The 15,375-nt window shown below is 67.2% G+C and carries 12 protein-coding genes; 9 read left to right on the forward strand and 3 right to left on the reverse strand.

Annotated features, from left to right (window positions below; translation table 11 throughout):
* Nucleotides 1-9 precede the first annotated feature (9 nt).
* The 6 genes from AC3WMA_RS10525 to AC3WMA_RS10550 are packed head-to-tail and all read left to right on the forward strand — an operon-like array spanning nucleotide 10 to nucleotide 6,818.
* Complete coding sequence (locus AC3WMA_RS10525) at nucleotides 10-183, forward strand: hypothetical protein (RefSeq protein ID WP_492285310.1); 174 nt, start codon at nucleotides 10-12, stop codon at nucleotides 181-183.
* Between the two features lie 34 nt (nucleotides 184-217).
* Nucleotides 218-2,275 carry a potassium-transporting ATPase subunit KdpB gene (gene kdpB, locus AC3WMA_RS10530; RefSeq protein ID WP_492285311.1) on the forward strand — a complete coding sequence of 686 codons (2,058 nt, stop codon included), beginning with the start codon at nucleotides 218-220 and terminating at the stop codon, nucleotides 2,273-2,275.
* 12 nt (nucleotides 2,276-2,287) lie between these two features.
* Nucleotides 2,288-2,893 (forward strand): K(+)-transporting ATPase subunit C, encoded by a 606-nt coding sequence (locus AC3WMA_RS10535; RefSeq protein WP_492285312.1) that lies wholly within the window; start codon nucleotides 2,288-2,290, stop codon nucleotides 2,891-2,893.
* Between the two features lie 52 nt (nucleotides 2,894-2,945).
* Nucleotides 2,946-5,654, forward strand: coding sequence for a DUF4118 domain-containing protein (locus tag AC3WMA_RS10540; protein ID WP_492285313.1), 2,709 nt, complete (start codon nucleotides 2,946-2,948; stop codon nucleotides 5,652-5,654).
* On the forward strand, nucleotides 5,651-6,343 hold the full coding sequence (locus AC3WMA_RS10545) for a response regulator transcription factor (protein ID WP_492285314.1): 693 nt from the start codon (nucleotides 5,651-5,653) through the stop codon (nucleotides 6,341-6,343). The genes AC3WMA_RS10540 and AC3WMA_RS10545 overlap by 4 nt, the downstream gene beginning before the upstream one ends.
* Before the next feature lie 28 nt (nucleotides 6,344-6,371).
* Nucleotides 6,372-6,818 carry a PTS sugar transporter subunit IIA gene (locus AC3WMA_RS10550; RefSeq protein ID WP_492285315.1) on the forward strand — a complete coding sequence of 149 codons (447 nt, stop codon included), beginning with the start codon at nucleotides 6,372-6,374 and terminating at the stop codon, nucleotides 6,816-6,818.
* Here AC3WMA_RS10550 and AC3WMA_RS10555 read toward each other — a convergent pair.
* Nucleotides 6,791-7,786, reverse strand: coding sequence for a LysR family transcriptional regulator (locus tag AC3WMA_RS10555; RefSeq protein ID WP_492285316.1), 996 nt, complete (start codon nucleotides 7,784-7,786; stop codon nucleotides 6,791-6,793). The two genes, AC3WMA_RS10550 and AC3WMA_RS10555, sit on opposite strands and share 28 nt — an antisense overlap.
* Nucleotides 7,787-7,895: 109 nt before the next feature.
* On the opposite strand from AC3WMA_RS10555, the gene AC3WMA_RS10560 reads away from it, so the two are divergent.
* The 3 genes from AC3WMA_RS10560 (at nucleotide 7,896) to AC3WMA_RS10570 (ending at nucleotide 13,243) form a co-directional block, all read left to right on the forward strand.
* The gene (locus tag AC3WMA_RS10560) at nucleotides 7,896-8,732 is read left to right on the forward strand and encodes an alpha/beta hydrolase fold domain-containing protein (protein WP_492285317.1); all 837 of its coding nucleotides are present in this window, start codon (nucleotides 7,896-7,898) and stop codon (nucleotides 8,730-8,732) included.
* A 52-nt stretch (nucleotides 8,733-8,784) separates the two neighbouring features.
* Nucleotides 8,785-9,984: an efflux RND transporter periplasmic adaptor subunit gene (locus AC3WMA_RS10565; RefSeq protein ID WP_492285318.1), complete on the forward strand. Its 1,200-nt coding sequence runs from the start codon at nucleotides 8,785-8,787 to the stop codon at nucleotides 9,982-9,984.
* Between the two features lie 79 nt (nucleotides 9,985-10,063).
* Nucleotides 10,064-13,243 carry an efflux RND transporter permease subunit gene (locus tag AC3WMA_RS10570; RefSeq protein ID WP_492285319.1) on the forward strand — a complete coding sequence of 1,060 codons (3,180 nt, stop codon included), beginning with the start codon at nucleotides 10,064-10,066 and terminating at the stop codon, nucleotides 13,241-13,243.
* Nucleotides 13,244-13,299: 56 nt separating this feature from the next.
* Here AC3WMA_RS10570 and AC3WMA_RS10575 read toward each other — a convergent pair whose 3' ends face one another.
* Together AC3WMA_RS10575 and AC3WMA_RS10580 are read right to left on the reverse strand one after the other, a co-directional pair.
* A complete protein-coding gene (locus tag AC3WMA_RS10575) occupies nucleotides 13,300-14,169 on the reverse strand; it encodes an ABC transporter permease (RefSeq protein ID WP_492285320.1) in 870 nt (289 codons plus the stop codon).
* Nucleotides 14,170-14,308: 139 nt separating this feature from the next.
* Nucleotides 14,309-15,355, reverse strand: coding sequence for an ABC transporter substrate-binding protein (locus tag AC3WMA_RS10580; RefSeq protein ID WP_492285321.1), 1,047 nt, complete (start codon nucleotides 15,353-15,355; stop codon nucleotides 14,309-14,311).
* Between the last annotated feature and the right edge of the window lie 20 nt (nucleotides 15,356-15,375).

Here is a 15,375-nt window from a genome sequence, read left to right on the forward strand (position 1 = left end):
GAGATCGTCATGGCAAGCTGCCTGCGCCAATTGCGCCGCGAGGCCGTCCATCGCGACGCCGCCTCGCGGGAAACGGACGGGGCGCCACCGCGCCCTGCCACAATCATCCTCGGCCTGACGGTCGCTTTGTTCCTCGTCCTGCTGCTCGTCCGGGCGCTCGCCGGCCTCGTCGCCGCTGCCTGAGCCGGACCCGACACCCTTCCGCTGGAGCCTCTTAATGAGCCCGTCCAAATCCGCGAGCCTGATTGACGCCCGGATCCTGCTGCCGGCCCTCGCCGACGCCTTCCGCAAGCTCGACCCGCGCAGCCTCGCCCGCAACCCGGTGATGTTCGTCGTCGCCGTGGTCTCGGCGCTGACCACTGTTCTCTTCCTGAAGGACCTCGCCACCGGAGGCGCCAATCTCGGCTTCTCCTTCCAGATCGTGCTCTGGCTCTGGTTCACCGTGCTCTTCGCCAATTTCGCGGAAGCGGTGGCCGAGGGGCGCGGCAAGGCCCAGGCCGACTCGCTGCGCAAGACCCGCTCCGAAACCGAAGCCAAGCTGCTCTCGGGCGATGATCGTAGCCAGTTCCGGCTCGTTCCCGGCACCTCGCTCAAGGTCGGCGATTTCGTGCTGGTCGAGGCCGGCGACATCATCCCCTCCGACGGCGAGGTCATCGAGGGCGTCGCCTCGGTCAACGAGGCCGCGATCACCGGCGAATCCGCGCCCGTGATCCGCGAATCCGGCGGCGACCGCTCGGCCGTGACCGGCGGCACGCAGGTGCTCTCCGACTGGATCCGCGTGCGCATCACCGCCGCGGCCGGCTCGACCTTCATCGACCGCATGATCGCGCTGGTCGAGGGCGCAGAGCGCCAGAAGACGCCGAACGAGATCGCGCTCAACATCCTGCTCGCCGGCATGACGCTGATCTTCGTGCTCGCGACCGTGACGATCCCGAGCTTCGCTACCTATGCCGGCGGCTATATCCCGGTCGTGGTGCTGGTCGCGCTGTTCGTCACGCTGATCCCGACCACGATCGGCGCCCTGCTCTCGGCCATCGGCATCGCCGGCATGGACCGTCTCGTGCGCTTCAACGTGCTCGCCATGTCCGGCCGCGCCGTCGAGGCTGCCGGCGATGTCGACACGCTGCTGCTCGACAAGACCGGCACGATCACGCTCGGCAACCGCCAGGCGACCGAGTTCCGCCCCGTGCGCGGCGTCGGCGAGCAGGAGCTGGCCGATGCCGCCCAGATCGCTTCGCTCGCCGACGAGACGCCGGAAGGCCGCTCGATCGTCGTGCTCGCCAAGGAGAAATACGCCATCCGCGCCCGCGATATGGGCAGCCTGCACGCGACCTTCGTGCCCTTCACCGCGCAGAGCCGGATGAGCGGCGTCGACCTCGAGGGCTCGCAAATCCGCAAGGGCGCGGTCGATGCCGTCCTGAAATATGTCGAGGGCGCCAGCACCAAATCCACGCCGGAAACAGTGCGCGAGGTCCAGGCCATCGCCGCCGAGATCGCCAAGGCCGGCGGCACGCCGCTTGCGGTCGCCCGCGACGGCCGCCTGCTCGGCATCGTCCATCTCAAGGACATCGTGAAGGGCGGCATCCGCGAGCGCTTCACGGAACTGCGCCGCATGGGCATCCGCACGGTGATGATCACCGGCGACAACCCGATGACCGCCGCCGCCATCGCGGCCGAGGCCGGCGTCGACGATTTCCTCGCCCAGGCGACGCCCGAGAACAAGCTCGCGCTGATCCGCGAGGAACAGGCGAAGGGCAAGCTCGTCGCCATGTGCGGCGATGGCACCAACGATGCGCCTGCCCTCGCCCAGGCCGATGTCGGCGTCGCCATGAACACCGGCACGGTCGCCGCGCGCGAGGCCGGCAACATGGTCGATCTCGATAGCGACCCGACCAAGCTCATCGAGATCGTCGAGATCGGCAAGCAGCTGCTGATGACGCGCGGCGCGCTGACGACCTTCTCGATCGCCAACGACGTCGCCAAGTATTTCGCCATCATTCCGGCGATGTTCCTGGCCTTCTATCCGCAGCTCGGCGCGCTCAACATCATGGGGCTGCAGACGCCGCAGAGCGCCATCCTCTCCGCGATCATCTTCAACGCGCTGATCATCGTCGCGCTGATCCCGCTCGCGCTGAAGGGCGTGAAGTATCGCGCCGTCGGCGCCGGTGCGCTGCTCAGCCGCAACCTTCTCGTCTACGGGCTCGGCGGCCTCGTCGTCCCCTTCATCGGCATCAAGGCCATCGACATGGCCATCACCGCCCTCGGCCTCGTCTAAGGAGCCGCAGACATGCTCAAGCAGATCCGCCCCGCCCTCGTGATGATCGTCGCGCTGACCGCCATCACCGGCCTCGCCTACCCGCTCGCGATGACCGGCATCGCCCAGGCCGTCTTCCCGCGCCAGGCCAATGGCAGCCTGATCGAGAAGGACGGCAAGATCATCGGCTCCAGCCTGATCGGCCAGAACTTCACCAGCGAGCGCTATTTCCACGGCCGCCCCTCGGCGACGGTCGGCGCCGATCCCAACGACAGCACGAAGACCATGGACGCGCCCTATAACGCCGCCAATTCCAGCGGCTCCAATCTCGGCCCGACCAACCAGAAGCTGGTCGACCGCATCAAGGCCGAGACCGAGAAGCTCAAGGCGGAGAACCCGGATGCGCCCGTGCCGATGGAGCTGGTGACCACGTCGGGCAGCGGGCTCGACCCGCATATCTCGCCTGAGGCCGCCTATTTCCAGATCGCGCGCGTCGCCAAGGCCCGCAATGCCGACCCGGCGACGCTGAAAGCGCTCGTCGATACCCATGTCGAGCGGCGCAAGCTCGGCTTCATCGGCGAGCCGGTCGTCAACGTGCTCGCGCTGAACCTTGCTCTCGACGGCGCCGCCCAGCGCTGACACAAAGGCCCCGGCGGCGCATGAGGCGCCGCCGCTTTCCCCTGCGGACCGCATGACCATCGCCGACAGCCATCGCGAGACGAGAGGCAGGCCCTCGCCGGAGGCGCTGCTGGCCAGCGCCCAGCGCGAAGGTCGCGGCCGTCTGAAGATCTTCCTCGGCGCGGCGCCCGGCGTCGGCAAGACCTACGAGATGCTGACCTCCGGCCGCGCCCGCCGGGCCGAAGGGGTCGATGTCGTGATCGGCGTCGTCGAGACACACGGTCGCAGCGAGACGCAAGCGCTGGTCGATGGCTTCGAGATCGTCCCGCGCCGGCTCGTCGACTACAAGGGCCGCGCGCTCGACGAGATGGACCTCGACGCGATCCTGGCGCGCCGCCCGGCCCTCGTCCTCGTCGACGAGCTCGCCCATACCAACGCGCCCGGCAGCCGCCATCCCAAGCGCTATCTCGATGTCGAGGAACTGCTGTCGCGCGGCATCGACGTCTACACCACGCTCAACATCCAGCATGTCGAGAGCCTGAACGACGTCGTCGCCCAGATCACCCGCATCCGCGTGCGCGAGACCGTGCCGGATTCGATCGTCGACCGCGCCGACGACATCGAGATCATCGACCTGACGCCGGCAGACCTGATCAAGCGCCTCGAAGAGGGCAAGGTCTATCTCGGCAAGACCGCCAAGCGCGCCGTCGCCAACTATTTCTCCCCGGGCAACCTGACGGCGCTGCGCGAACTGGCATTGCGCCGCACCGCCCAACGGGTCGACGACCAGCTCCTCAGCCATATGCAGGAGCACGCGATCTCCGGCCCCTGGGCGGCGGGTGAGCGCATCCTGGTCTGCATCGACGACAGCGCCGGGGCCCCTGCCCTCATCCGCCATGCCAAGCGGCAGGCCGACCGTCTGCGCGCGCCCTGGAGCGCGCTTTATGTCGAGACGCCGCAGGCCGCGGCCCTGTCGGAAGCGGCGAAGACGCGGATCGCCAATGCGCTGAGACTCGCGGCCCAGCTCGGTGGCGAGGCGATAACCCTGCCCGGACAGGATGTGGCTGGCGAGATCCTGCGCCATGCCGCCGCCGGCAACGTCACCCAGATCATCGTCGGCAAGCCGGCCAAGCCGCGCTGGCGTGAATGGCTGAAGCCTTCCGTCTCGCATGAATTGATCAGCCGGGCCGGCGATATCGGCGTGCATGTCGTCGCCTTGCGGGAACAGCCGCCGGAGGCGGATGCCGGCGTCTCGGCCATCGGCAAGCCCGGCTTCGCGCCAAGGCCTTATCTCGCTGCAGCCGCTTATGTCGCCGCTGCGCTGGGTGCGGCCGAACTGCTCAGCCAGATCATGGACCTGCGCAATATCGCGCTTGTCTTCCTCACTGCGGTGCTCGCCTCGGCCGTGACCACGGGGCTGGGGCCGGCCCTCTTCGCCTCATTTCTTAGTGCCCTCGCGCTGAACTTCTTCTTCATCCCGCCGCTTTACACGCTGACGATCGCCGATCCGGAGAACGTCGTCGCGCTCGGCTTCTTCCTGCTCGTCGCGCTGATCGCCTCGAACCTCACCGCCCGCGTCCAGCGCCAGGCCAACGCCGCCCGCCAGCGCGTCCGCACCACTGAGGACCTCTATCTCTTCTCGAAGAAGCTCGCCGGCACCGGCACGCTCGACGACGTGCTCTGGGCCAGTGCCTTCCAGATCGCCTCGATGCTGCGCCTGCGCGTCGTCATCCTGATGCCCGAGGATGGAACGATCGCCGTTCGCGCCGGCTATCCGCCCGACGACACGCTGGTCGATGCCGATATCGCCGCCGCGCGCTGGGCCTGGGAGCATGACCGCCCGGCAGGGCGCGGCGCCGACACACTGCCGGGCGCCAAGCGGCTCTATCTGCCCCTGCGCACCGGCCGCACCGCGATCGGCGTGATCGGCCTCGACGACGACAAGGAAGGCCCGCTGCTGACGCCGGAGCAGCAGCGCCTGCTCGATGCGCTGGCCGACCAGGCCGCCGTCGCGATCGAGCGCATCCAGCTCGTCGCCGATGTCGACCGTGCCAAGCTCGCGGCCGAGGCCGACCGCCTGCGCTCGGCGTTGCTGACCTCGATCTCGCATGACCTGAAGACGCCGCTGGCCTCGATCATGGGCGCGGCCGGAACCTTGCGCGACTATCGCAACGCCCTGCCTGAGGACGACCGCACGGCCCTGCTCGCGACCGTGATCGACGAATCCGAGCGCCTCAACCGCTTCATCGCCAATCTCCTCGACATGACCCGGATCGAATCCGGCGCGATGGAACCGAATGCGGCCCTGGTCGATGTCGCCGATGTCGTCGGCAGCGCTTTGCGCCGCGCCAGCAAGATCACCGCCGGCCACCCCATCGAGACCGCCCTGCCCGGCGACCTGCCGATGCTCCGGCTCGATCCCGTCCTGTTCGAGCAGGTGCTGTTCAACTTGCTCGACAATGCCGCGAAATATGCGCCGACAGATAGCGCCATCGCCATCCGTGCCCGGCAGGACAGCCGCGACGTGCTGGTGACGGTGACCGACGAGGGGCCGGGCCTGCCGCCCACCGATCTGGAGCGCGTCTTCGACAGCTTCTACCGCGTCCGCAAGGGCGATCAGGTCCGCGCCGGAACCGGGCTCGGCCTCGCCATATGCCGCGGCTTCGTCGAGGCGATGGGCGGTACGATCACGGCGGCGAACCGTGCGGATCGCAGCGGCGCGGTCTTCACCATCCGCATGCCGGCCGAAAGCCAGCTGAAGCCATTGGAACCACAATCATGACGGCAACGGACATCAAGGTGCTGGTCGTGGACGACGAGCCGGCGATCCGCCGCCTGCTGCGCGTCGGCCTCTCGACCGAGGGCTATGCCATCCGCGAGGCCGCGACGGCAGGCGAGGCGATCGAACGCATCGCCGAGGAGCTGCCCGACCTCGTCATCCTCGATCTCGGCCTGCCCGACATGTCCGGACAGGAACTCCTGCAGAAATGGCGCGCGGAGGCGTTGGCCCTGCCCATCGTCATCCTGTCGAGCCGCACCGACGAGGCCGGCATCGTCGCGGCGCTGGAGAACGGCGCCGACGACTATGTCACCAAGCCTTTCGGCATGAAGGAGCTGGCAGCCCGCCTGCGCGTCGCACTGCGCCACAAGCTCCAGCAGCAGGGTGAGAAGCCGATCTTCCAGACCGGCGAGCTCTCGGTCGACCTCGTCAAGCGCATCGTCAGGCTGGGCGATCAGGAGGTGAAGCTCTCGCCCAAGGAATACGACATCCTGCGCATCCTCGTGCAGCATGCCGGCAAAGTGCTGACCCATCAGTTCCTGATGAAGCAGGTCTGGGGCGCCTCGGCCGATGTCCAGTACCTGCGCGTCTACGTCCGGCAATTGCGCCAGAAGATCGAGCGCATCCCCGACCAGCCGCAATACATCACCACCGAGACCGGCGTCGGCTACCGCCTGCGCGAAGCCGAGTGAGCCCTGCCGCAAGGCGCAAGACCGACCCATGATCCCATCCGACATCATCCGCCCGCGCTCGATCGTCAGGCTCGCCGCCGCGAACAAGCCGGCCCTGTTCCGGGCGCTTGCGAAGAAGGCCGCCGAGCAGCTCGCCTTGCCCGAAGCCGCGATCCTCGAGGCGCTAAACCGGCGCGAGGCGCTGGGCTCCACCGGCGTCGGCGGCGGCCTGGCGATGCCGCATGCGCCGGTCGAAGGCCTGTTTGAGCCCTTCGGCCTGCTGGCGCGATTGGAGAAGCCCGTCGCCTATGAGGCGATCGATGGTGCGCCGGTCGATCTCGTCTGCCTCGTGCTGACGCCGGTGAATGGCGGCAAGGGCCGCATCGATGCGCTGGCCTGCATCGCCAAGCGCCTGCGCCCGGTCGAGATCCGCGAGCGCATCCGCAAGGCCGCGGGCGGCGAGGACATCTACGCGCTGCTGCTCGACGAGAGCTGATCGGCCTTGGCCGGCACCGGCACGGAAGGCAGGATCGTCGGCTTGCAACTGCCACCGCGCGACAGCACGAACTCGTCTCGCGCGAACAGTTCCGCCAGCCAGTCGACGAAGACGCGCACCTTGTTGCTGAGGTGGCGGTTCGGCGGATAGACGATGTGCAGCGGCTTCGGCGCCGTGCACCAGTCCAGCAGCAGCGGCACGAGCCGCCCGTCCGCGATGGGCACGCGGGCCATGAAGGTCGGCAATTGCATGATACCGTGGCTTGCGAGCCCGGCGGCGAGATAGCCCATGCCGTCATTGAGCGCGATCGCGTAGCGTCCGCTGACCTCGATCGTCTCGCTGAGGCTCTGGTAGACCAGCGGCAGCACCCGGCCGCCGAGGGCCGGCCGATAGGCGACGATCTGGTGCCCATCCTCGATATCGCGCGGGTGCAGCGGCGTGCCGTAGCGGGCGAGATAGTCCGGTGTCGCGCAGGTGATGAGCTGCATCTCGCCGATCCGCCTCGCGATCAGGCTCTGGTCGACGATCTCGCCGGCTCGCACGGCGCAATCAAGGTTCTCGCCGATCAGGTCGGCCGGCCGGTCGCTCAGGCCGAGATCGAGCTGGATATCGGGATAGCGCGCCTGGAACTCGTGCAACGCCGGGATGATCACCGAGACCGCCAGCGACGAGCTGCAATCGACCCGGAGCCGCCCGCTCGGCCGTGCCTGCGCCAACGTGAGACTCGCATCGAGCTCCGAGAGTTCGTCGAGCAGGCGCAGCGCGCGTTCGTAATAGGCCGCGCCATCCATGGTCACGGTTACGCGCCGCGTCGTCCGGTTCAGCAGCTTGGCGCGCAGATGCGCTTCGAGCTGCTGGATCAGCTTGGTGACGGTCGGCTTCGGCATGTCCAGGAGATCGGCGGCGCGCGTGAAAGTCCCGGTCTCGACGACCCGCACGAAGGCCCGCATCGCGGCAAGCTGGTCCATAAGCCCTCAGATTGTTTCCGTACGTGAACAATGAATAAGCAGATAGCGTATTTATTCCGAAATCTCGATTCACTATCTCGTGGTGCAACGCAACAGCGAGGGTGCGTCCATGCCCGCGATCGCCGCGCAGAAACTGCAACCGGTCCTCTCCGTCTTCTGGCGGGAGGAGACCTTGAGCGCCCGTGGAGAGAGCTTCACCGGCCGCCTCTACGTTCCCGCCGAGGTTCCGGAGAATGCCGGGCTCGTGCTGCATCTGCATGGCGGCCACTTCAACAGCGGCTCGCCGGCCGAAGGGCAGGCTGTCGCCACGGCCTTGACCGAGGCCGGCGCCGTCGTGTTCTCGCTCTCCTATCCGCTCGCGCCGATCAAGCGCTTCCCCGAGACGCTGGAGCGCATCTATGCAGCGCTCGAGGCTCTCGCCAGGGGGCGCAATCGCTGGGCGACGCGCGGCGCGCCGCTCTACATCGCCGGCGAGGAAGCCGGCGGCAATCTCGCCGCGGCGCTGGCCATGATGGCGCGCGATCGTGGCGGCCCGGCGCTCGCCGGCCAGATCCTGTTCTCGCCAATGCTCGATGCCTGCCTCGGCACCGCCTCCTTACGCGATGTCCAAGCCGGCCCGGTCGGCTGTCGCTGGGCCGATGGCTGGGCCGATTATCTCGGCACGCCGGAGCGCGCCGCCCACCCTTACGCCGCCCCGCTCCAGGCGACCCGCCTCGCCGGCCTGCCGCCGGCCCTGCTGATCAGCGGGCAGGACGATCCGATGCGCGACGAAGCCGCGCAATACGCAGATCGTCTCGGCCAGGCCGGCATCGCCGTCCGCCATGTCGAGTTCACCGCGCCGACGCGCTGGCCGCAGGCCTATGCGGATGCGGCGGAGGAAGGCTCCTGTCTCTGCAAGAGCTGCGGCGAGATCGCCGCCTTCTATGAACGGACCGCGCCCTCCTAGCGGCCCGCCCCTTTTCAAACACCCCAACGCATTTCCAAGGAAGGACCGACCCATGATTCCGGGAACGAACCGTCGCGGCCTTTTGGCCGGCCTCACCGCCTCCGTCGCACTGACCGCCATCACGGTCTTCGCATTGTCCGGCACCCGCGCGCAGGGCGATACCACCCCTGCAACCCCGCCGGCCGTCCCCGTCTCCGTTGCGATCGTCGAGGCGCGCGAGGTCGTGCCCTGGGCCGAGTTCTCCGGCCGGCTGGAGGCGATCGAGCGCGTCGAACTGCGCTCGCGTGTCGCCGGCGTCGTCGAAGCCGTGCATTTCCGCGAGGGCAATCTCGTGAAGCAGGGCGAGCTGCTCGTCAGCATCGACCAGGCGCCCTATCTCGCCGATCTCCAGCGGGCCGAGGCGCAGGTGCAGGGCGCGAAGGCGCGGGTCGCCCTTGCCGAGAGCGAGAACGAGCGCGGTCAGCAATTGCTGGCGACCCGCAACCTCTCCCAGCGCGACATCGATACCCGCGTGAACAACCTGCGGGAGGCGCAGGCGAACGTTCAGGCCGCCGAGGCCGCCCGCCGCACGGCGCAGCTCAACCTCGACTACACGCAGATCCGCGCGCCGATCAGCGGCCGCATCGGCCGGCTCGACGTCACCGTCGGCAACCTGATCGCGGCCGGCGGGCAGGTCCTGACCTCGCTGCTCTCGGTCGATCCGATCTATGCCGCCTTCAATGCTGACGAGCGCAGCGTGCTCGATGCGCTGGCCTCACTGCCGGAGGGTTCGCGGGCGCTGGAGCAGATTCCGGTCCGGCTGACCACCGCGACGGCGCAGGCCGCGCAGTTCAGCGGCAAACTGCATTTCGTCGACAACGGCATCGACGGCGCCAGCGGCACGGTCAGGGTGCGCGCAAGGCTCGACAATCCCGATGGCAAGCTGATGCCCGGTCAGTTCGTCCGGGTCCAACTCGGGCAGGCCAAGGCCGAGCAGCAGCTCGTCATCAACGAGCGCGCCGTCGGCACCGACCAGAACAAGAAGTTCGTCTTCGTCGTCGGTGACGACACCAAGGCGGCCTGGCGCGAGGTCTCGCTCGGCGCCGCCCATGACGGCCTGCGCGTCGTCAATGCCGGCCTGAAGCCGGGCGAGCGCATCATCGTCAACGGCCTCCAGCGCGTGCGGCCCGGCGCGACCGTCGCGCCCGAGCCGGTGCCGATGGCGCAGAAGAGCGAACTGAAGAAGCCCGCGACCGAACTCGCGCAACGCTGACGTCAATGACCCGCCACGGACGCCGCAAAGGCGGGTCCGTGGCCGCAGGTCCAATAAGCCGCTCGAAAGGGGGCGCCCCATGAACCTCTCGAAATTCTTCATCGACCGGCCGATCTTCGCGGCGGTCCTCTCCGTCCTGATCTTCCTGGCAGGGTTGCTCTCGATCAGGGCCCTGCCGATCTCGGAATACCCGGAGGTCGTCCCGCCGACCGTCGTCGTGCGGGCGCAATATCCGGGCGCCAGCCCGCGCGTGATCGCCGAGACGGTGGCGACGCCGATCGAGGAGCAGATCAACGGCGTCGAAGGCATGCTCTACATGTCGAGCCAGGCGACGACCGACGGTGTCATGACGCTGAACGTCACTTTCCGGCTCGGCACCGATCCGGACAAGGCCCAGCAGCTGGTGCAGAACCGCGTCAGCCAGGCCGAGCCGCGCCTGCCCGAGGAGGTGCGCCGGCTCGGCGTCACCACGGTCAAGAGCTCGCCCGACCTGACGATGGTGGTGCACATCACCTCGCCGAACGGCCGCTACGACATGACCTACCTGCGCAATTACGCCGTGCTGAACGTCAAGGACCGGCTCGCCCGCATTGACGGCGTCGGACAGGTCCAGCTCTTCGGCTCGGGCGACTATTCGATGCGCGTCTGGCTCGATCCGCAGAAGGTCGCCGAGCATGGGCTGTCGCCCGGGGATGTCGTGCGCGAGATCCGCGCCCAGAACGTCCAGGCAGCAGCCGGTGTCATCGGCGCCTCGCCGAATGCGCCGGGCCTCGACCTCCAGCTTTCGGTGAACGCGCAGGGCCGCCTCCAGAACGAGGAGCAGTTCGGCGAAATCATCGTCAAGACCGCGGCCGATGGCGCGGTCGTCCGGCTGAAGGACGTCTCCCGCATCGAATTGGGCGCTGCCGACTATGCGCTGCGCTCGCTGCTCAACGGCAAGTCTGCCGTCGCCGTCCCGGTCTTCCAGGCGCCCGGCTCGAACGCCATCGCGATAGCCGACCGCGTTCAGGAGACCATGCGCGAAATCAAGCAGAACATGCCCGAAGGCGTGGACTACTCGATCGTCTACGACACCACCCAGTTCGTGCGAGCCTCGATCAAGGCTGTGATCACCACGCTGCTGGAAGCCGTCGCGCTCGTCGTGCTCGTCGTCATCGTCTTCCTGCAGACCTGGCGCGCCTCGATCATCCCGCTCGTCGCCGTGCCCGTCTCGGTCGTCGGCACCTTCGCGGTGATGTATCTCCTGGGCTTCTCGATCAATGCGCTGAGCCTGTTCGGGCTGGTGCTCGCCATCGGCATCGTCGTCGACGACGCGATCGTCGTGGTCGAAAATGTCGAGCGCAATATCGAGAACGGTCTCTCGCCGCGCGAAGCGACCTACAAGGCAATGCGCGAGGTCTCCGGCCCGATCATCGCGATCGCGCTGGTGCTGGTCGCGGTCTTCGTGCCGCTCGCCTTCATCTCGGGCCTGACCGGCCAGTTCTACCGCCAGTTCGCGCTGACCATTGCGATCTCGACGGTGATCTCGGCGATCAACTCGCTGACGCTGTCGCCGGCGCTCGCCGCGCTCCTGCTCAGGGGCCATCACGCTCCCAAGGACGCGCTGACCCGCTTCATGGACAAGCTGTTCGGCTGGTTCTTCCGCGCCTTCAACCGCTTCTTCAATCGCTCGTCGGAGGCCTATGGCGGCGGCGTGCGCCGGGTGATCTCGCATCGCGCGATCATGCTCGCGGTCTATGTCATCATGCTCGGCGCGACCGGCGTGCTCTTCAAGGCGGTGCCCTCGGGCTTCGTGCCGGGCCAGGACAAGCAGTACCTCGTCGGCTTTGCCCAGCTGCCGGACGCCGCGACGCTCGACCGGACAGAGGATGTCATCCGCCGCATGGACGAGATCGCGCTGAAGCATCCGGGCGTCGAGAACGCCATCTCCTTCCCCGGCCTCTCGATCAACGGTTTCACCAACTCGTCGAATTCCGGCATCGTCTTCGTCGGTCTGAAGCCTTTCGACCAGCGCAAGGACCCGTCCTTGAGCGGCAACGCCATCGCGATGCAGCTCAACAAGGAATTCTCAGGCATCAAGGAGGCCTTCATCGCGATGTTCCCGCCGCCGCCCGTGCAGGGTCTCGGCACGATCGGCGGCTTCAAGCTACAGATCGAGGATCGCGCCGGGCTGGGCTATGCGGCGCTCGACGAGGCGACCAAGGCCTTCATGGGCAAGGCCGCGCAAGCGCCTGAGATCGCCGGCATGTTCTCGAGCTTCCAGGTCAACGTCCCGCAGCTCTACGCCGATATCGACCGCACCAAGGCTCGCCAGCTCGGCGTGCCCGTGACGGAGGTCTTCGACACGCTGCAGACCTATCTCGGCTCGACCTATGTCAACGACTTCAACCGCTTCGGCCGCACCTACACCGTGCGCGTCCAGGCCGATGCGCCCTTCCGCGCCCAGCCGGAGCATATCGGCCAGCTCAAGGTGCGCTCGACGTCGGGCGAGATGATCCCGCTCAGCGCGGTGCTCAACGTGCGCACCGATTCCGGGCCGGAACGCGCCATGCGCTATAACGGCTTCCTCTCGGCCGACATCAACGCCGGCGCGGCGCCGGGCTTCTCCTCGGGACAGGCGCAGGAGGCGGTGGAGCGCATCGCGAAGGAGACCCTGCCCAAGGGCTTCGCCTTCGAATGGACCGAGCTGACCTATCAGGAGATCCTGGCCGGCAACTCGGCGGTGATCGTGTTCCCGGTGGCGATCCTGCTGGTCTTCCTGGTGCTCGCTGCCCAGTACGAGAGCATGACCCTGCCGATCGCGATCCTGCTGATCATCCCGATGGGCCTGTTGGCGGCGCTGACCGGCGTCTGGCTTTCGGGCGGCGACAACAACGTCTTCACCCAGATCGGCCTCGTGGTGCTCGTCGGGCTATCAGCCAAGAACGCCATCCTGATCGTCGAATTCGCGCGAGAGCTCGAATTCGAAGGCAGGACGCCGGTCGAGGCCGCGATCGAGGCCAGCCGCCTGCGCCTGCGTCCGATCCTGATGACCTCGCTCGCCTTCGTCATGGGCGTGGTGCCGCTGGTGATCTCGACCGGGGCCGGGGCCGAGATGCGGCAGGCGATGGGCATCGCGGTCTTTTCCGGCATGATCGGCGTCACCGCCTTCGGCATCTTCCTGACGCCGGTCTTCTACGTGCTCATGCGGAAGCTGGCGGGCAACCGCCCGCTCGCCCGGCACGATATCGAGCCGCCGGTCCTGCAGGCCGCCGAATAAAGCAAGTTAGAAACCGCCTCCGGCCACTGGCCGGAGGCGGTTTCGCTTTGGCCGTATCAGCGATAGCGCCGCTGCACGGTGAGGTGGGCGATCATGGTGAGCAGGATCGTCGCGGTCATCAGGATGAACGAGATCGCGCCGCCGAAGGGCCAGTTGTTCTGCTGCGCGAACTGGCCATAGACCAGCGGCCCCATCATCTGGAATTTCGGCCCACCCAGCAGCACCGGCGTGGCATAGGCGTTCATCGCCAGGATGAAGGTCAGGATCGTGCCGGCGAGGATGCCGGGCAGCGCCAGCGGCCAGAGCACGCGACGGAACATCGCCGCAGGGCCGGCGCCAAGACTGAAGGCGGCCTCCTCGACATTGCGCGGGATGCCTTCGATCACGCTCTGCAGCGTCAGCACCATGAAGGGCAGGTTGACCGCGATGATGCCGATCAGCACGGCATTCTCGGTGTACATGATCTCCAGCGGCTGATCGATCAGGCCAAGCCCCATCAGCGAGGCGTTGAACGCGCCCTTGCTGCCGAAGAGAGTCATCCAGCCGGCGGCGCGCACCGCATTGCCGACGAAGAGCGGCAGCACCACCGCGATGACCATCAGGTTCTTGAAGCGGCTTTGCGTGCGCGCCAGCACATAGGCGAGCGGGAAGCCCATGATCAGGCAGGCCAGCGTGCAGATCACCGCGACGCGGACCGTGCGGGCGAGCACGTTGAGATAATACGCGTCAGTGAAGAACTTGACGTAGTTCTCGATCACCAGCGCATCGACCATGAACTGGCCGGGCACGAACTTGTTGAGCGAGTAGCGGAACAGGATCGCCAGCGGCCCGATCAGCATCAGGGCGACGAAGAGCGTCGCCGGCACGACGAGCAGGCCGGCGAGCTTGGTGCGGGCGCCAGCGACGGCTTCGGGAGCGGCGCTCATGCCGTGAGCCCGTCATGCTCGGGCTTGACCCGAGCATCTCTGGACGATTTGGCGCTGTTCACGAGGACACTCCCCTCATCGTCACGAGATTCTCGGGTCTGCGCTACGCTTCGCCCGAGAATGACGGCCTGCATGGTCTTCAGCCCTTGAAGACCTTGTCCCACCATTCCTTCATCGCCGCGTCGTTCTTGGCGAGGAAGGCGTAGTCGAGGTCTTTCAGGGTCTTCTCTTCCTCGGGCGTGAAGCCGATGCGCTTGTGCAGCGCCGGATCGACATTGAGGCCGGTGACCGTGCCGTTATAGCCCATGTCGACGGCGAAGGCCTCCTGCGGCGCCTTGGCCAGCATCGCGTCCATATAGGCGTAGGCGTTGTCCTTGTTCGGCGCGTTCTTCTGGATCACGAAACCCGAGACATAGGTCGGGATGCCCTCGATCGGCGAGACCGCCTCGCAGGGGATGCCGGCATTCTGCCACTGCACGACACGGGCCTTCCAGATCGCGCTGATGCCCACTTCCTCGTTCTTCATCGCCTGGGCGAAGGCCTCGTTGGTCGGGTAGACGCGCGCGCCGGCCTTCTTGACCGCGAGCAGGACCTCCTTGGCCTTCTCGATGTCGTTCATGTCCTTGCCGTCGGTCGCGGCCATCGACGCCGCGATAAAGATCGACTGGTACTGGATGTCGATGAAGCCGATCTTCGAGCCCCATTTCGGGTCGAGCCAATCCTTGAAGCCCTTCGGCGCCGGCGAGATGATCTTGGGATTGTAGATCACGACGTTGCCCGAATAGATGTGCCCCATGCCATAGGGATACTTCATCGTCGGCAGCAGGTTCTTGGCGTTCGGCAACTTGGAATAGTCGATCTGTTCGAGCACGCCGGCTTCGTTCATCTCGTACATGTTGGCGGCCGACAGGCCCTGGATATCGACCGTGCCGCGCGGCAGGCGCCGCTCGGCGACCATCTTGGCGCGGCGCGGCGCGTCGCCGGCCTGATCCTGCACCACTTCGAGCCCCTTGGGCTTGAGGATCGGGTCCTCGATATTCTTGGTCAGAAGCCGCGCGTAGTCGCCACCCCAGGTGCCGACGACGACGCGTCCGCCGGATTGGGCGAAGGCCGGCATGCCGGTCGCGGTAGCGAGCGCCGCCGCGCCGACGCCTTTCAGAAGATCCCGCCTGTCGAATGAAGCCATGGTATTCCCCTCGTTTTTGG

The organism is Allobosea sp. FW305-C-101, assembly GCF_058783685.1.

Excerpts from the sequence above, each read along its gene's own strand:
- AC3WMA_RS10525 (WP_492285310.1), top strand. The coding sequence starts at position 10 with ATGGCAAGCTGCCTGCGCCAATTGCGCCGCGAGGCCGTCCATCGCGAC.
- AC3WMA_RS10575 (WP_492285320.1), bottom strand. The coding sequence starts at position 14,169 with ATGAGCGCCGCTCCCGAAGCCGTCGCTGGCGCCCGCACCAAGCTCGCC.
- AC3WMA_RS10570 (WP_492285319.1), top strand. The coding sequence starts at position 10,064 with ATGAACCTCTCGAAATTCTTCATCGACCGGCCGATCTTCGCGGCGGTC.
- AC3WMA_RS10565 (WP_492285318.1), top strand. The coding sequence starts at position 8,785 with ATGATTCCGGGAACGAACCGTCGCGGCCTTTTGGCCGGCCTCACCGCC.
- kdpB (WP_492285311.1), top strand. The coding sequence starts at position 218 with ATGAGCCCGTCCAAATCCGCGAGCCTGATTGACGCCCGGATCCTGCTG.
- AC3WMA_RS10540 (WP_492285313.1), top strand. The coding sequence starts at position 2,946 with ATGACCATCGCCGACAGCCATCGCGAGACGAGAGGCAGGCCCTCGCCG.
- AC3WMA_RS10560 (WP_492285317.1), top strand. The coding sequence starts at position 7,896 with ATGCCCGCGATCGCCGCGCAGAAACTGCAACCGGTCCTCTCCGTCTTC.
- AC3WMA_RS10580 (WP_492285321.1), bottom strand. The coding sequence starts at position 15,355 with ATGGCTTCATTCGACAGGCGGGATCTTCTGAAAGGCGTCGGCGCGGCG.
- AC3WMA_RS10535 (WP_492285312.1), top strand. The coding sequence starts at position 2,288 with ATGCTCAAGCAGATCCGCCCCGCCCTCGTGATGATCGTCGCGCTGACC.
- AC3WMA_RS10550 (WP_492285315.1), top strand. The coding sequence starts at position 6,372 with ATGATCCCATCCGACATCATCCGCCCGCGCTCGATCGTCAGGCTCGCC.
- AC3WMA_RS10545 (WP_492285314.1), top strand. The coding sequence starts at position 5,651 with ATGACGGCAACGGACATCAAGGTGCTGGTCGTGGACGACGAGCCGGCG.
- AC3WMA_RS10555 (WP_492285316.1), bottom strand. The coding sequence starts at position 7,786 with ATGGACCAGCTTGCCGCGATGCGGGCCTTCGTGCGGGTCGTCGAGACC.